We start from the raw sequence: 15,474 nt of genomic DNA, 5'->3' as shown, positions 1-15,474 counted from the left end.
CAATCAATAGCAGTAAAACTGATCCACTGCTAATCCCTTTTATCGAAGGGGCAAGATGGGTTAAAACCCGCTAATTAATTTCCCTAGAGTTGCCAGGGCTTCATCCATTTCTTTATTCCACGCATAACCGTAATTCAAACGGATGCAATTGCGGAATCGCCGCGTTGCGGAAAAAATTGGCCCGGGAGCGATGCTGATTCCCTGTGCCAGTGCCATGGAAAATAATTGCAAGCTGTCCACGTGTTCCGGCAATTCCACCCACAAAAAATAGCCCCCGGTTGGCCGGGTAACGCGTGTGTCTTTAGGAAAATAAGTGGCAATCGCATTCAACATAGATTGTTGCTGCTGTTCCAGAGCGCTGCGCAATTTGCGTAAGTGTCGATCATAACCGCCATGTTGTAAGTAGTCGGCCAAGGCGGCCTGTGCAGGCACCGAGGGCGATATAGTGGTCATTAATTTCAGGCGCTGTATCGGTTCCGTATAGCGGCCGGCAGACACCCAACCTACGCGATACCCGGGTGCAAGATTTTTGGAAAAAGAACCGCAGTGCATCACCAAACCGGAGCGGTCAAATTGTTTGATAGGTTTGGGTGGCGTTACACCAAAATACAATTCAGCGTAAACATCATCCTCAATCAAAGGCACTTGATAACGGTGCAACAATTCACACAGGGTTTGTTTTTTTTCATCGCTCATGGATGCGCCGAGCGGATTGTGAAAATGGCTCATCAGCCAACAGGCTTTAATCGGCAAACGCTGCAAGCTGTCTTCCAGTGTTTGCAAATGAATACCGTCGCGCGGGTGTACAGGAATTTCTACCGCTTTTAATTGCAAGCGCTCAAGAATTTGCAGTGCAGCATAAAAAGTAGGTGTTTCAATTGCGACCAAATCACCCGGTTGGGTAACAACTTGCAAACATAAATTCAATGCTTCCAATGCGCCATTGGTAATCACCAGTTCTTCTGGCGCATGCATCACACCATTCACGCGATAACGCAATGCAATTTGCCTGCGCAATTGCGGATTGCCGCTGGTGATATCGGTGAGGATGCGGTTGGCAGGCATTTGCTGCAGGCTTTTGTTCATGGAGCGCGCCAGGCGCGCCAGTGGAAATAAATCCGGGCTGGGAAAGGCAGAGCCGAGCGGAATAATATCCGGATCTTTTATTGAACCTAACACGGAAAAAACCAGTTCGCTGACATCCACCGGCGTGGTCTCTGCCAATTGCGGACACATCTCCGGCTCGGCTAAATGCTTGTTGGCCTGCACGCACACAAAATATCCGGAACGTGGCCGCGCTTGTATTAACCCGCGGCTCTCCAATAAATAGTAAGCCTCAAAAACGGTTGCAGGGCTCACATCATAGGTGCGACTGGCACTGCGCACCGAGGGCACTTTTTCATTTGCAGTGAGCACGCCGGTGCGAATCAATGCAGCAATTTCATCGGCGAGCTTTTCGTATAATTTCATAAAAATTATTGCGCAGGATACATAAAATTGGCGGCTTCCCGATTGGGCAGATGCGGTGTGGAATCGTTTACCAATTCAAAATCAAAATGAATCATACCGGCTGCTTGATGGAGTGATGACGGCATTTTTACCGTGACAGGAAAATCATAAATTTCACCTGCCTTGAGTGTAAATTGATGCGCGCGCGATAACGATAGGCTCTGCGCATTGTGCAACTGCAATGTGTAACGCGCAGGGTGTTGGGTTTTATTCGTCACTTTTAAACGATACACGTTGAGAATATTGCCATCACTCGTGTGACGATAAATCACACTGCGGTCTTTCACAACGCTCAAATCGACTAATTCACGCGCGTTTAATGACATGAATAACGCCGCAAGCATAACGGCGATGATGGCACCATAACCCAATAACCGCGGGCGCAGGATTTTCTGCGGCTCGCCAGCTAATGCAGCCTCGGATGTGTAGCTAACCAGCCCGCGCTCGTAACCCATTTTATCCATCACATCATCACAGGCATCGATACACGCCGCGCAACCGATGCAATCCATTTGCAAACCATCGCGGATATCAATACCGGTTGGGCACACTTGCACGCACATGTAACAGTCGATGCAATCGCCAAGGCCAAGCGCTTTGTGATCATCGATTTTTTTGCGCGAGCCGCGTGTATCGCCGCGCGCTGCATCGTAAGCAATGACCAAGGTGTTGCGATCAAACATCACACTTTGGAAGCGCGCATAAGGGCACATATGTACACACACTTTTTCGCGCACCCATCCGGCATTCATATAGGTGAGCGCTGCCACTATGCCGACCCAAATTGCACTGTTACTCAACCATTCAAATTGTGCGAGGTTATGCACCAACTCGCGCACCGGAACAAAATAACCTACAAAGGCGATGCCGGTAGCAAGGCTCATGACAATCCACAGCACATGCTTGCTGCTGCGTTTGAATAATTTATTTGCATCCCAAGGTGCTTGTTGCAATTTGATGCGCTGGTTGCGATCGCCCTCGGTAATGTTTTCCGCCCACATAAACGCCCAGGTCCACACGCTCTGCGGGCAGGTATAACCACACCACACCCGGCCGGCGAGCATCGTAACGGCGAATAACAAGAGCGCGCCAATAATCATCGCGAACGACAACAGCATAAAATCCTGCGGCCAAAAGGTGGTGCCAAACACGTGGAATTGGCGCGTATCCAAATCCCACAAGATGGCTTGGTGGCCGTTCCAATTAACCCAGGATGTACCAAAAAACAGCAGTGCTAAAAAACCGGCACCCAACAAACGCAAATTGCGGAAGCGGCCGGTAAAACTGCGCGTGAAAATTTTGCCTTCAGGCAAAGTGCGGGTGGGGATCAACAACGGGGAATCGCTCATAACGGCCTCATGCGCAGATAACTGAACAAGGCCACTATGCGCCCGAATCTGTACTGAAAACAGATTCAGTTTAGGTTAAAAAAACCGGATCAGATGGAGGTAGATTGCAGCCTTGCGGACGATGGCAAGCCGAATACGGCGTCAAACACCCAGGTGAATACGAAGGTGTAGACCAGGAAAAACACCAGTAAGCCAAGGTCTATCAATAGCGCCTGCCAAAGGCTGACGCTGTACCACCAAGCGACCAAAGGTATTAATAGCACCAGCAAACCGCCTTCAAACCCTAGCGCATGCAATACCCGGGTGCCAAAGCTGCGGCCTTTGGTTGCGCGGTGTGATTCCCAGCGCTCAAACAGGCTGTTGAAGATGAGGTTCCAGATGATTGCCAAGGCCGATGCCGCCACCGCCAGCCCCAAGGATTCAGCGGTGCCTGTGTTGCTCATCAACATCAATAGAATGGTGGAAAGCAGTATCGCAATCAGCTCATACAGCGCGACATACACCACACGGCGTCTCGCTCCTTGTAAGGGGCGGATTTGAACAGAAGCACTTTGCATCACAACCTCTTCATCTGGGTAAGATGCTGATATTTTCTAAAGTTTTAACTGACAGAAAAAGTTAGCTAATATCAGTTTTTCTGAAAGATGAGGTTGGCGATGAGCAAAGCATTCAATTCAGACGCGGTGCTGGTATTTCTGGCGGTATTGGATACCGGCTCTTTTTCCGCCGCGGCGCGCCAGCTCGGGCGCGTGCCGTCAGCAGTGAGCATGGCAATTGCCAATCTGGAGGCGGAGCTGGCGCTGGAGTTATTTGAACGCAGCGGTCGCGAGCCAAAACCCACCGCCCATGCGCGCGCGCTGGAGCCGCAAGCGCGCTTGTTGATGGGGCAAATGCAGCAGCTCAATACCCAGGCGTTGGAGCTCAGCCAGGGGTTGGAGCCGCGCCTGACATTGGTGATCGCCCCCGAGCTGCAATCCACCCAGTGGGTGAAACCTTTGCAAGTATTGGCGAAGGAATATCCCTCGCTGGACGTGCGCATCATCACTGCACCGCAAAGCGATGCGCTGGATTTATTGCATCGCGGCGAAGCGCAGCTCGCGCTGGTATTTGAACGCCCCGCCGCCGATGGGCGCGAGCGTTTTCAGGAAGTCGGGCGCGAGACATTAGTCGCCGTGATTGCGCGCAACCATCCCCTGCTGCAATTGTTATCAGACTCCGGCCAGTTGCAGGGCGACCAGTTGCGCCCGGTGCGCCAGATCATCGTCGGCAGCCGCCATGAAGGCACAGGGCTCGCCACCAGCGAGCAGTTTTGCGTGGCATCGGATCACCACTGGCGGGTGGATCACCCCGAGGCGGCACTGCAACTGGCTCTGGCCGGATTGGGTTGGAGCTGGTTGCCACGCGCCTGTGTGCAGCCGTATCTCAATGGTCAATTATTGGTGGAATTACCCATGGGCAATTTCACCAACGGGGAAGAATTATGGGTGGATCTGGTGTGGTCGCGTGAGCGGCCATTGGGTTTGGGCGCGCAGCGGTTTGTGGCGCTGATGGGTGAGCAGTATCGTCAATCACGCACGCAACAGTAATAAAAAATAAATGATAAAAAAACAGCGGCAAGTGTTACCACTGCCACTGTTTTGTAGAGCGCAATCAGGAAATTATTTTTTAATACCTTCAATTTCCAATTCCAGTTTGACCACTTGTGATGCTGGACCCAAATCCATTTTCACGTTGAAATCTTTTAATTTGATTTCAGTCTCACCGGAGAAACCGGCGCGGTAACCGCCCCATGGGTCTTTACCTTCGCCAACTTTTTCTACTTCAATGGTGACGCTTTTGGTTACGCCGTTGAGAGTCAAATCGCCGATGATGTCAAACTCATCTTTGTCATCGTTATCGACTTTAATTGATTTGCTTACAAAAGTCGCTTTCGGGAATTTTTCGACATTCAGGAAATCATCGCTGCGCAAATGCTTGTCGCGCTCGGCGTGGTTGGAGTTAACACTGGCGGTGTCGATAGTGACATTCACGGTGCTCGCTTCTGGTTTGGCAGGGTCGTAGGTAAATTCACCTTCGAATTTATCAAAACGGCCAGTCAGTACGCTGTAGCCCAAATGTTTGATTGCAAAATTGATCGATGCGTGCGCACCTTTGGTATCAATCACATAAGTGTCTGCCATGGTTGGCAAGCTCATTAGGCCAACGCTGCTAACGGCTAACGCAAGAAAAGATTTCTTTAACAAGGATTGTTTTAACATTGTATAAACTCCTTTGAGGTTCATCGAGTTGAGTGAAACGTTTTAAATTAAATGTTGTTTTAAGTTAAGTGTTGAATGAAACAATAAAAAATAGCCGATGCAAAATTCAATCATCAGACATCGGATTTTTTAACAGGTTTAATCATGCGCACCAGGGTTTTGTCGCGCATCACAAAATGATGCATTAGCGCACCCAGTACATGCAGCACCACCAGCGCGATAATTCCCCACGCAAAATATTCATGCAATTCACCGGCAAGATCGACATTGCCCGCTTCCAGTTCAATTAACACGGGAAACTTCAGCAGATTAAACATGCTTGCCGGTTGGCCTTCCGCAGTGGTAATTAAATAGCCACTGATCAGCACCACAAAAATGAAAAGATACAAACCGATTTTAACGAGTTTTGCGGCAAGGTTTTGTGCGCGTTTTGCGGTAAGTTCAACCGGGGTTGGGTTGGCAATGCGCCACACAATACGCACCAGCATCAATAATAAAACGACCAAGCCGAGGCTCACGTGTAATTCGGGGCCTTTGTGATACCAATCGTCGTAGTAACTTAAATCCACCATGTAAGTGCCCAATCCAAATAAAAACAGAATGAGCAGCGCACTTATCCAATGAATCAAAATGGAAACCAAACCGTAACCACTGCGCGAATCTTTTAACATCCCTAGCCTCTGCGGAAAGCCTGTTTGTTTGAATATGCACAAGATGAAAAACAACGTGAAAAGACGATACACGGTAACAGATGACAATAACAAGGTCGTTTAAGTCTAGCGGAGCCCGGCGAGAAAAACACAGGTGCGGGCGTAAAGAAAGGTTTAATTGAATAAGTAGTGAGTAATCAGGGAGTTGGAAAATTTTTAACGATCACAAACGCACAGAATAAGCGCAGACCCATCAGATTTTTCGTTTGTTATCATCCAAAATTCAGGGCATTTATTCAGGGTTTTTCAGCACTGGCCGCTTGCGCCCCTGCTCGTCAATCGCCACATACACATACTCGCCCTGCGTCACCTGGCTAATTTTGTGGGTCAGGAAATCTTTAATCCACACTTCTACCTTTACGCGGATAGAGGTATTTCCAATGCGCAACGTGCTGGTGTAACAACTGATAATCGCCCCCACCGGCACCGGTCGCATAAACACCATACTCCCCACCGCCACCGTCGTCACCCGCCCCTGCGCAACTTCATTCGCATGTATCGCGCCGGCAATATCCATCTGCGCCATCACCCAGCCACCAAAAATATCGCCAAAGGGGTTGGTGTCTCCGGGCATAGTGATAGTTTGCAGCGCGATGGTGCCGGTAGGCGTAGGGTTAAATTCTTGCATGATGGCGTAATCTCCAGAGGGCTGTGGCAAGTATAGCCCTCTGGGGTGGTATGCAAATGGGAGCGTTAATGAACTTAGTCATTTTTGCCAAGTATTTTTAAATAAGACTAACAAATCAGATCTTATCTTTTAAATTTGTACCTATATCCAATAGCCTTCTCGCCGCATTCAGTCCATCAATTGCAATATTCTTTTGTGATTCAAATGAAGCAAACCTATCAATTGAAGCGACTCTTAATCGTACTGCGGCTGATTTTCCTGCTTTTTCAATACTGATCTCGCTATCAGACAATAAACTTTGTAAAAACTCCAGTTTGGTTGCAGCACCTGCAATTTGTAGATCTACAGCACCGCGTTCGAGTTTATGCACAATTGAGAATCTTTTGTCAAAAATCAGAGGACAAAATACTGGCCAGTCTGAATTTGCAGGTTTAATACCTGGCTTTTTCATTTCGAGGTCAGGATAGTATTGACTTGAAAGTTCCCAGTATCTCAACCAAAATTCTGTAACTCTTGCGTCAGGGTTAATTGTGTAACCCCTTCTGTTTTGTTCAATTGCCTCTTTGACTATATAAGATTTGTATATCGATCTTCGATCGTTAGTAGTTGATGTCAAAAACCAATAAGCAATTTCCTCATAACTTACATTAGTCTGGTATACACCGGCATCTTTTTCTTTTTGCATGTAAAGGTTAGGAGCAACCATGCAAGTAATAAAATTGCTCCATAAACCAGTTTTCACACCCTTCTGTCCTCGCGCTTCATATCTTATTCCTTGTTCAGGTTGGGCTAGCGCATCAATCTTGTTCTCAATAAGAATTGCTAATCCATTCTCGTATATCGCAATCAAATCGGATTCACCAAGAGTAGAATCTGAAATCGAATGCCACGCACCTTTACACAATGGTTTTTTGGTATCTTTTGTAACGATTGAGTAAAACCAAGATGAAAATTCATAAGATGTGTTGAATTCTTCAAGCAACAATAAATCAATATCTCGTTCAGTTACAGCTTCAATTTTATTGATATTGTCCATAGATTTCTCAAGTAATCAGGTGATGATGCCTGGTCAATTAAAATGTATCTTAATATTTAACCAATTAATAACAGCACCGATAATAAAATGAAAAAAATTTTTATAAGGGGATTTTTTTGCATAGTGGTTGATCGATATGCGCAGAATAATTTGGCCGAAATGTTTCGGTTACGTAGACGACATCCATCTGCGCCATCACCCAGCCTCCAAAAATGTCACCAAAGGGTTGGTGTCTCCGGGCATAGTGATGGTTTGCAGCGCGATGGTGCCGGTAGGCGTAGGGTTAAATTCTTGCATGATGGCGTAATCTCCAGAGGGCTGTGGCAAGTATAGCCCTCTGGGGCGATTAGCAAGTTGTAGAAGGGAGGCTGGCTTTACTCTGAAGTATTAAAACCCGTCTATTCCGGTTCCAATGACATAACCGTAAATAATCAAGGTATATAAAATTAAACCGCTTAGCAGCAATAGTAAAAATAGTAATGATTTTGCACGAATACCTACTCCTGATGCGTTTTTCCAGAACAGCAATCCTGTAATTATCGCGACAGTTATTTGAAAGAAAAACCATAAATATTCAGGTGTGCCTAGATTGTTGTGAATGCCATTCACTTGCCGCAACAGAAAATCAAAACCAATAATGAACGTTAATCCAAGGGCAAATATACTTGTAGGTAAAAGATAGGTTTTTTTGAAATTCATGATTTACATCTGCTCCGGCAACCAAGTAATAATCCCCGGCCAAATGGCCATTGCGCATAACAGTAATAATTGCAGTGCGATGAAGGGCACAACGCCGCGATAGATTTCGCCGGTTTTGATGTTAGCGGGTGCGACGCCGCGTAAGTAGAAAAGTGCAAAACCGAAGGGTGGTGTGAGGAAAGACGTTTGCAAATTTACGGCGATCATAATGCCGAGCCAAATAGGATCTACGCCCATGGCGAGTAATACGGGTGCGACGATTGGTACGACTACAAAAATAATTTCGATAAAGTCCAGAATAAATCCGAGCACAAACATCACTAGCATTACCAGTAATACAGCAGTGAAGACACCGCCGGGTAATTGGTTGAAAAAGTGATGGACCAATTCTTCGCCACCGAATCCGCGGAACACGAGTGAAAATAATGATGCGCCGATCAGGATCATAAAAATCATGGCGGTAATTTTTATGGTGGATTGTGACACTTCACGCAAACGCTTTAAACATAATTGTTTTTTGCTCAATGCCAATAAACACGCGCCAAGTGCACCTACGCCAGCTGCTTCGGTGGGGGTTGCTGCGCCCATTAAAATGGAGCCGAGCACTAAACCAATTAATAGCAGCACCGGTAATAAGCTGAACAAAATTTTGATGAAGGGAACTTTCTCTGCATTCTGGTCGATCGATGTGCGCGGAATAATCTGTGGGCGGAAAAAGGCAGTAAAGAAAACGTACAATATATACAGCACAACCAGCACCAACCCCGGCACTATGGCGGCAATAAATAAATCACCCACAGAAATAGTTTTGGGGTTGAACACGCCGAGTTTTAATTGCGCCTGTTGGTAAGCACTGGATAACACATCGCCTAATAACACGAGTGCGATTGAAGGCGGAATAATTTGTCCGAGTGTTCCGGTTGCGCAAATAGTACCGCATGCAAAGCTGGGTGCGTAACCGCGTTTAATCATAAGCGGCAGCGACATCAAACCCATAGTCACTACTGTTGCACCTACAATACCGGTGCTGGCGGCGAGCATGGCACCCACAACGATAACCGAAATGCCCAAACCCCCAGGCAAACGGCCACAGGCTTTTGACATGTTTTCCAATAAATCTTCCGCAAGGCGGGATTTTTCCAGCACTGTGCCCATAAACACAAATAATGGCACGGCGACTAATGTGTAATTATTCATAATGCCGTACAGGCGTGTGGGAAAACTTTTTAATAAATTCGGATCAAACACACCGCCTGCAATACCAGCACCGGCGAACATTAATGCAACGCCGCCCAGCGTGAGTGCGACGGGATAGCCGAACATTAAAAAAATGCATATCGCAACAAACATGAATAGCGGGATCAATTCAATTAGCATGATGCTTCCTCCTGTGCCGGAGTCAGATTCATCAGCACTAATAAATTGCGCAGCAATTCAGCAATTGCCTGCAAGCTCACACTGACGGCCATGAATGGCAGTAAACTTTTTAATAAATACACACCGCCTAATCCACCGGAATCGGTTGAGCCTTCACGAATACGCCAACTTTCCTGCACAAAATCCCAACTGCCCCAGCCGATGAAAATCATTAGCGGCAAGGTGAATAGCAAGCTTCCCAACACTTCCACCCATGCACGCGCACGCAGCGATAATTTGCGATACACAATATCCACCCGCACATGTTCACCATTTTTTAAGGTGTAGGCTGCGCCCAACATAAATACCAGTGCATGCATGTAGGTGACGGATTCTTGCAGCGCGACAGAACCAATACCAAACACATGGCGCAAGGTAACGACGGTGCAAGCGACTAACACCATAATGCCGGTAAGCCAGGCGGTAGTGGTGCCGGTGTATTCGGCGATGGAATCGAGCGCGCGCACAAATTGTTGCGCAGGAGAAATATCAGGGGAGTGAATCATGATGAAATTATTATCGTAATAATGTGTGTCGATTATAAACACAGGCGCTATTGGTATTGTGAATTCCAATAGCGCCTGTGAATTTTAAATTAAAACAACGATGGCTAAAAAACCGTTATTGCAATTTACCCAATTTGCCTTTTGCAGCTTCGCCAATTTCACCACCGCCCTGCGCCGCTTGTTGGTAATACTGCGCGGCTTGTGAGCGGTTACCTTTGGCCATATTCACTTCACCCAAATAATAGGCAGCAATTTGCGTGGGCAAATAACGCGTGCTGGTGAGTAAATCTTTTTCAGCCATATCCTGTTTGCCCAATTGGTTGTAGGCAATGCCGCGGAATATATAAGGCTTGAAATATTTCGGGTTGGCATCCACTGCGCGGTTCAATGCCGTGACAGCTTCATTGGTTTTATCCTGTTGCAATAACAGTTGGCCTTTCATTTCCCAGAATAAATTTTCTTTGGGTTGTTGGGCGATAGATTGTTCTACGTAAGTCATTGCATCGATATATTTTTTCTCGCCTGCGAGTTTCTGCGCTTTTTGATAATTCTCGTAGGCTTTTTTGTCTTTATTCACTTGCGCCATGGCGCGTTGGAAAGCGGCTTTGTTGCGTACACCGCCGGGATGTTTGGCGGCTAATGCGCGGTTTTTATTCACGCGTTCTTGTGAAGGTGGGTGGCTGGCAAACAGGCCTTCGATGAAACCGGCGTTTCTGCCCTCCGATAATTTCACAAATATTTCTTGCAGCTCGACGGCGGCTTGCGGGTCATAACCGGCTTTAATCATGTACTTCATACCCACCGCATCGGATTCCAACTCATGGTCGCGGCCGTATTTGGCTTGCCAGGCTTGCGATCCCACCGCCAGCGCACCCATGCCCAGCGCGCCGTACTCGGGTTTTTTCTCGGCAATAGCGACACCGGCAATCAGCACACCGGCACCCATCAATACACTTTGGGTTTGTTGCTGTGCACCGTGGCGCGCGGCTGCGTGGACAATTTCGTGGCCCATCACAGCGGCGAGTTGTGCTTCATCTTCCAGATAGACCAACAAGCCACGGTTAATTGCCAGCTTTCCGCCGGGCATCGCCCAGGCGTTGGGGACATCGTTATTCAGCACGACGAACTCGTAAGGCAGATCCGGGCGGTCACTCACGGCGGCGAGCTTCTTGCCCACTTGTTGCACATAGGTGGTGAGGCCGGGATCGACCACGTATTGGCCACCTTGCGATTGTTGTGCCGGCACATAGTTCTTGGCACCCGTGGCCACTTCCTGCTCGGGCGACATCAGGGAAATCTGGCTTTTGCCAGTCACCGGATTGACCACGCAGCCAATCAGTGATGAGGCGATAGCACCCCACACAAACAAAGGGACAAACACACGTGAAAGCATTTTCATAGTAAGACTCCTTGTAACAGAGATGGGTATAATGCCATAACTCCCTTATCAGACACCGTTAAAGGTGCCTTTTCTCACAAGTGAACGCCCATTTATGAAGTCCTTGCAAGTGATCGAACTTTTTGCCGGTATTGGCGCGAATGGCCAGCCGATTGTTGAACAGCTCCACGTGCGCGAATTGGAAGATGGCAATTTCCAATTGGTGCAATCGCCTGCATTTGCCAAAGGCCTGGCCAGTGGTGATGTGGTGAAAATGCTGGCCGATACACGCGAATTTGATCTGGTACAGCGCAGTGGCAACTTGAGTATCCGTGTATTCAGCCGCAGCGATATCCAAACCCTTGCCGATGCGCTCACGCCCGAGCTGGAAAAGCTCGGCGGTGAACTGGACCGCGAAACGCCGCGTATGTTGGTGTATTCCATCCACGTGAGCTGCGGATTTACCGCAATTGAAAATATCCTCAACGAATTTGTCGGCCGCGATGGTCAAAGCGCGTGGATGTACGGCAATGTGTACGACCCGACCGATGGCCAAACACCGCTCAACTGGTGGCAGGATCTGTTAAAGCCGGAATAAATTTTTAATCGTTCATGATCGTCACTCCCGCGCGGGAGCCCAGCGTTTAAAACCTATGGATTCCCGCTCGGCAATTGCTCCTGCATTGCTCTAATACCTCACATCCGTGTGAGTATGCGCGAGGATGACGACTCCCATTTAAAGCCAGTTTCACTAGTATCTGATTTTTATGCTGCATCTAATCTCCCCCGCTAAAACGCTGGATTTTGAAACGCCCGCAAAAACCGCTGTGCATACGCAACCGCAATTTTTGGATCACTCGCAAGAGCTGATTAAGGATTTGCGCGCGCTCACACCGCCGCAAGTATCCAAGCTAATGTCGATCAGTGAAAAACTCGGCGAATTAAATGCGCAGCGTTTTTTGGAGTGGCAATTACCTTTTACACCGGACAACGCCAAACAAGCAGTGCTCGCGTTTAAAGGCGATGTGTACACCGGCATGGAAGCGGAAAATTTCTCCAAAAGTGATTTCACTTTTGCGCAGCAACATTTGCGTATTTTGTCTGGCCTGTATGGACTGTTGCGCCCGCTCGATTTAATCCAACCCTACCGTTTGGAAATGGGCACCGGCTTTGCCAACGTGCGCGGTAAAAATTTGTATCAGTTTTGGGGTGATATCATCACCGATCAACTCAATCAGGAATTGGATGCGCAAAAAGAACGTGTAGTGGTCAACCTCGCCTCAACCGAATATTGGAGCGCAGTGAACACCAAAAAATTGCACGCAGAAGTGATTACCCCCGTCTTTAAAGATTGCAAAAACGGTCAGTACAAAATCATCAGTTTCTTTGCCAAAAAAGCGCGCGGCATGATGAGCGCCTACATCATCCAAAATAAATTGAAAAAAGTAGAGCAACTTAAACAGTTTGATAGCGCGGGCTATCGCTACGACGAACGTTCGTCTTCACCGAAGGAGTGGGTTTTCTTGAGGGATGAGGTGAGAGAAGATAGGTAAGAGGTTATAGAAAAGTGATATTTGAATTAAATCCCGTCCTATTGAACGGGATTTAAAAGAGCAGGTTGGCCAAATTCGATTAATTCGCCATTGGCATTTTGAAAATAATTTTTCCAGAACTGCTGCAGCACTAACATGGTTTTAGGATCACGATAAACGCCTTTCGCTAGCTTTGCATCATCCGACAATAAGCCAGCCCCCATCACATAAATACGTGCACCACCGAAATCACCTAACAGATTATTACTTTTTACTAGCGAATATTCTTTGGCTGGATCGATTTTTCGTACACCTCGGTTGGCATAAAATGTCGTGATTGATGAGTTCTCCAGCATATCTGAGACCAGTAAAACTACTTTTTCATTCGCATCTGAACGATTTATCATAATTGAAATATCTTTCAAGCTGAACAGAATATCTGATTTAGCCATGTCTGATGTAGTACCTGCATAAGCTTTGCGTAATGCCGCACCAGCTATTTTCGCTGCATTGGCACCTTGTACGCTCATACATTTATCGAACTTGGCCAACTGTACTTTGCCGATAGCATTTCTTTCTTTTTGTTCGATGAGTTGACTGAGTCGTTCAGAGGCTAAAACATCTGTGTAATGCCCTTGGGTAAACGCAGAAAATTGAATAATTGAAAAAGCATTTCCCTGTTTTAAAAAAGGCTTAATAATATCTGCAGCAGCCTGTTGTAAATTTGATCCTAGCGGCGTTGTTTGATCTATCAGTACAAATAATTCAACTGTAGGTGGGGCATTTGGCGCACTCAAATTCGCATAAGTATAACAATTGGGCAACAATCCTTTAGGTGCAGCAATAGCTGCACCCGAAGCCAATAAGCTCAAAAAAATAAAACCTATTTGTTTAGTTGTCATTTTAATCAAACAAACCATCAAATTCTGCCTCCGCTTTGGCTTTTTCTTCAGCAAATTTGCGCTCTTTAATAAAAGTTACCGCACGAGTACGCATATCAACCGTCAGTGATGACAGATAGTCTTTTTTATCCTGAGCATTTTTCAAACTATCTATGCGTGCAATAACCTCATCCAGAGTTTCAGCTTGCGGTTCAGTGTGATTGGATATTGCTGGTGCTACTACGCCTGCTCTACTGGTAGCTGCGCGTGCAGAAGCATGCTCTCGCTGTTCATGATATTCTTTGGTTTGGAGTGCACGCTCCTCTTCCATAAAGTTACGGAAAGTTTTACCTGCGATTTTTTTTGAATTTCCGCTTTTAATCAGTTTTGCCATTAACTTTTGTTGCAAATTTTCCAGCTTCGCCTGGGCTGTATCAGCAATTTCTTGATAGTGTTCACGTACATCTGCATAGGTGGCATAACGACCACGACCAATTGCATTATAAGCGCGAAGGCTTTCTTTGCCGGCGAAACCCCATTTGTAACCGAAGATAACCCCCAACAATTGTAAAAAAATAAAAATAAAAGCTAATACGATAAAAGTTCCCCAACCACCACGACGATGATTATCCGTGCTCTCATCAACAGCCTTTCTTTCTACTTTGGCTTGCTCTTCTACATCATCAGCAGGCAATTGGCTTGCATCAAGCTCAATGGACATATCCAAACCATCGTTGGTATTGATAGACAAACTGATATCTTCAGTTTTATTGGTCACTTCCATTAATAGTTGATCTTCAAGCACCTGACCTCTGACATAAGTTGCTCCAATAGCTACAATCAGTACACAAGCAATGGTTGCGATCGTAATTTTATAACTGGGTTGGGTGCCAACTCTGTTGGCTAGCTGGGTATAGGGAGGAAATTCATCGTCAGTGGATTGAGGCTTATTTAAAGCAACTTCTGCTGTGCGAAATTTAAATCTATCGCCGTTAGCTTGAGTTGATTCGTCTTCTGACCACTCCTGACGAGCTTGTTTAATTTTGCCTGAGACATAAAGTTCATGGCCGGAAAAATGTGTAAATGCGACAAGAATGACAGATACTAAAAAAGCGATACCTATAGCGCCATATTGTTGGGTGTTCTCGCTTGCACCAGGAATTGTGTAACCAGCCAACACATAAGAAAAACCCATTGCTTCTACAAAAACTAGCGCAATAGTTAAAACCCAGATCCATGTGGGTGTGCTTGAGCGGCCGAGGTCTCCTGCTTTGGTGATATAAGTGATCTTTTCATTAAAATCGTGTTCATCATTTATCCGGATAAATTTTTTGTAGTCTGAACAAAGCGTACGCTCTGCCTTAAACCAGCCGGTTGCTGAATCCACATTTAAATCTTTAGATAAGGCAGCAGTACGACCTATTACAGGAAAGCCAAACCAAGTGTTATGCCACCACCATTTCATTTTTTCCCACATCAGCATAATGACAAATCCCGCCATCATCATACTGACCAAACCCCATGCAATAACAGGGGATGATGCAAAGAATTCTTTCATGAAAATCTCCAAAA

At 46.6% G+C, this 15,474-nt stretch carries 16 protein-coding genes; 3 read left to right on the top strand and 13 right to left on the bottom strand.

What is annotated here, in order from left to right:
* Nucleotides 1-60 precede the first annotated feature (60 nt).
* From mapR to B2739_RS01925, 3 genes are all read right to left on the bottom strand, one after another.
* Nucleotides 61-1,470 (bottom strand): GntR family transcriptional regulator MpaR, encoded by a 1,410-nt coding sequence (gene mapR / locus B2739_RS01935; protein ID WP_331344187.1) that lies wholly within the window; start codon nucleotides 1,468-1,470, stop codon nucleotides 61-63.
* A 5-nt stretch (nucleotides 1,471-1,475) separates the two neighbouring features.
* Nucleotides 1,476-2,858 (bottom strand): cytochrome c oxidase accessory protein CcoG, encoded by a 1,383-nt coding sequence (ccoG, locus tag B2739_RS01930; RefSeq protein ID WP_331344186.1) that lies wholly within the window; start codon nucleotides 2,856-2,858, stop codon nucleotides 1,476-1,478.
* Nucleotides 2,859-2,947: 89 nt separating this feature from the next.
* A complete protein-coding gene (locus B2739_RS01925; protein WP_331344185.1) occupies nucleotides 2,948-3,415 on the bottom strand; it encodes a PACE efflux transporter in 468 nt (155 codons plus the stop codon).
* Between the two features lie 99 nt (nucleotides 3,416-3,514).
* On the opposite strand from B2739_RS01925, the gene B2739_RS01920 reads away from it, so the two are divergent.
* Nucleotides 3,515-4,444, top strand: coding sequence for a LysR family transcriptional regulator (locus B2739_RS01920; RefSeq protein WP_331344184.1), 930 nt, complete (start codon nucleotides 3,515-3,517; stop codon nucleotides 4,442-4,444).
* A gap of 72 nt (nucleotides 4,445-4,516) precedes the next feature.
* Here the strand turns inward: B2739_RS01920 and B2739_RS01915 are convergent, their stop codons facing one another.
* From B2739_RS01915 to B2739_RS01880, 8 genes are all read right to left on the bottom strand, one after another.
* Entirely contained in the window at nucleotides 4,517-5,116 is a 600-nt protein-coding gene (locus B2739_RS01915) for a YceI family protein (RefSeq protein ID WP_414633200.1), read from the bottom strand.
* 113 nt (nucleotides 5,117-5,229) lie between these two features.
* Nucleotides 5,230-5,787 carry a cytochrome b gene (locus B2739_RS01910; RefSeq protein ID WP_331344183.1) on the bottom strand — a complete coding sequence of 186 codons (558 nt, stop codon included), beginning with the start codon at nucleotides 5,785-5,787 and terminating at the stop codon, nucleotides 5,230-5,232.
* Nucleotides 5,788-6,058: 271 nt separating this feature from the next.
* Complete coding sequence (locus B2739_RS01905) at nucleotides 6,059-6,454, bottom strand: acyl-CoA thioesterase (RefSeq protein WP_331344182.1); 396 nt, start codon at nucleotides 6,452-6,454, stop codon at nucleotides 6,059-6,061.
* 115 nt (nucleotides 6,455-6,569) lie between these two features.
* Nucleotides 6,570-7,490 carry a PD-(D/E)XK nuclease family protein gene (locus B2739_RS01900; RefSeq protein WP_331344181.1) on the bottom strand — a complete coding sequence of 307 codons (921 nt, stop codon included), beginning with the start codon at nucleotides 7,488-7,490 and terminating at the stop codon, nucleotides 6,570-6,572.
* 387 nt (nucleotides 7,491-7,877) lie between these two features.
* Nucleotides 7,878-8,189 (bottom strand): hypothetical protein, encoded by a 312-nt coding sequence (locus tag B2739_RS01895; protein ID WP_331344180.1) that lies wholly within the window; start codon nucleotides 8,187-8,189, stop codon nucleotides 7,878-7,880.
* 3 nt (nucleotides 8,190-8,192) lie between these two features.
* Complete coding sequence (locus B2739_RS01890; RefSeq protein WP_331344179.1) at nucleotides 8,193-9,566, bottom strand: TRAP transporter large permease subunit; 1,374 nt, start codon at nucleotides 9,564-9,566, stop codon at nucleotides 8,193-8,195.
* A complete protein-coding gene (locus B2739_RS01885; RefSeq protein WP_331344178.1) occupies nucleotides 9,560-10,111 on the bottom strand; it encodes a TRAP transporter small permease subunit in 552 nt (183 codons plus the stop codon). The genes B2739_RS01890 and B2739_RS01885 overlap by 7 nt, the downstream gene beginning before the upstream one ends.
* Before the next feature lie 115 nt (nucleotides 10,112-10,226).
* Nucleotides 10,227-11,504 (bottom strand): M48 family metalloprotease, encoded by a 1,278-nt coding sequence (locus B2739_RS01880; RefSeq protein ID WP_414633204.1) that lies wholly within the window; start codon nucleotides 11,502-11,504, stop codon nucleotides 10,227-10,229.
* Between the two features lie 100 nt (nucleotides 11,505-11,604).
* Here B2739_RS01880 and B2739_RS01875 point away from each other — a divergent pair, with 100 nt between their 5' ends.
* Both B2739_RS01875 and yaaA read left to right on the top strand, forming a co-directional pair.
* A complete protein-coding gene (locus tag B2739_RS01875; protein ID WP_331344176.1) occupies nucleotides 11,605-12,087 on the top strand; it encodes a DUF4265 domain-containing protein in 483 nt (160 codons plus the stop codon).
* Between the two features lie 169 nt (nucleotides 12,088-12,256).
* Nucleotides 12,257-13,042 (top strand): peroxide stress protein YaaA, encoded by a 786-nt coding sequence (gene yaaA / locus B2739_RS01870; protein WP_331344175.1) that lies wholly within the window; start codon nucleotides 12,257-12,259, stop codon nucleotides 13,040-13,042.
* A 38-nt stretch (nucleotides 13,043-13,080) separates the two neighbouring features.
* Here yaaA and B2739_RS01865 read toward each other — a convergent pair whose 3' ends face one another.
* Nucleotides 13,081-13,923, bottom strand: coding sequence for a hypothetical protein (locus B2739_RS01865; RefSeq protein WP_331344174.1), 843 nt, complete (start codon nucleotides 13,921-13,923; stop codon nucleotides 13,081-13,083).
* Nucleotide 13,924: 1 nt separating this feature from the next.
* Nucleotides 13,925-15,460 carry a hypothetical protein gene (locus tag B2739_RS01860; RefSeq protein ID WP_331344173.1) on the bottom strand — a complete coding sequence of 512 codons (1,536 nt, stop codon included), beginning with the start codon at nucleotides 15,458-15,460 and terminating at the stop codon, nucleotides 13,925-13,927.
* Between the last annotated feature and the right edge of the window lie 14 nt (nucleotides 15,461-15,474).

It is taken from the genome of Cellvibrio sp. UBA7661, assembly GCA_002483365.1.
Lineage (GTDB): Bacteria > Pseudomonadota > Gammaproteobacteria > Pseudomonadales > Cellvibrionaceae > Cellvibrio.
The sequence above is the reverse complement of the archived record's forward strand: the minus strand, read 5'-3'. Positions and strand labels throughout refer to the sequence as shown.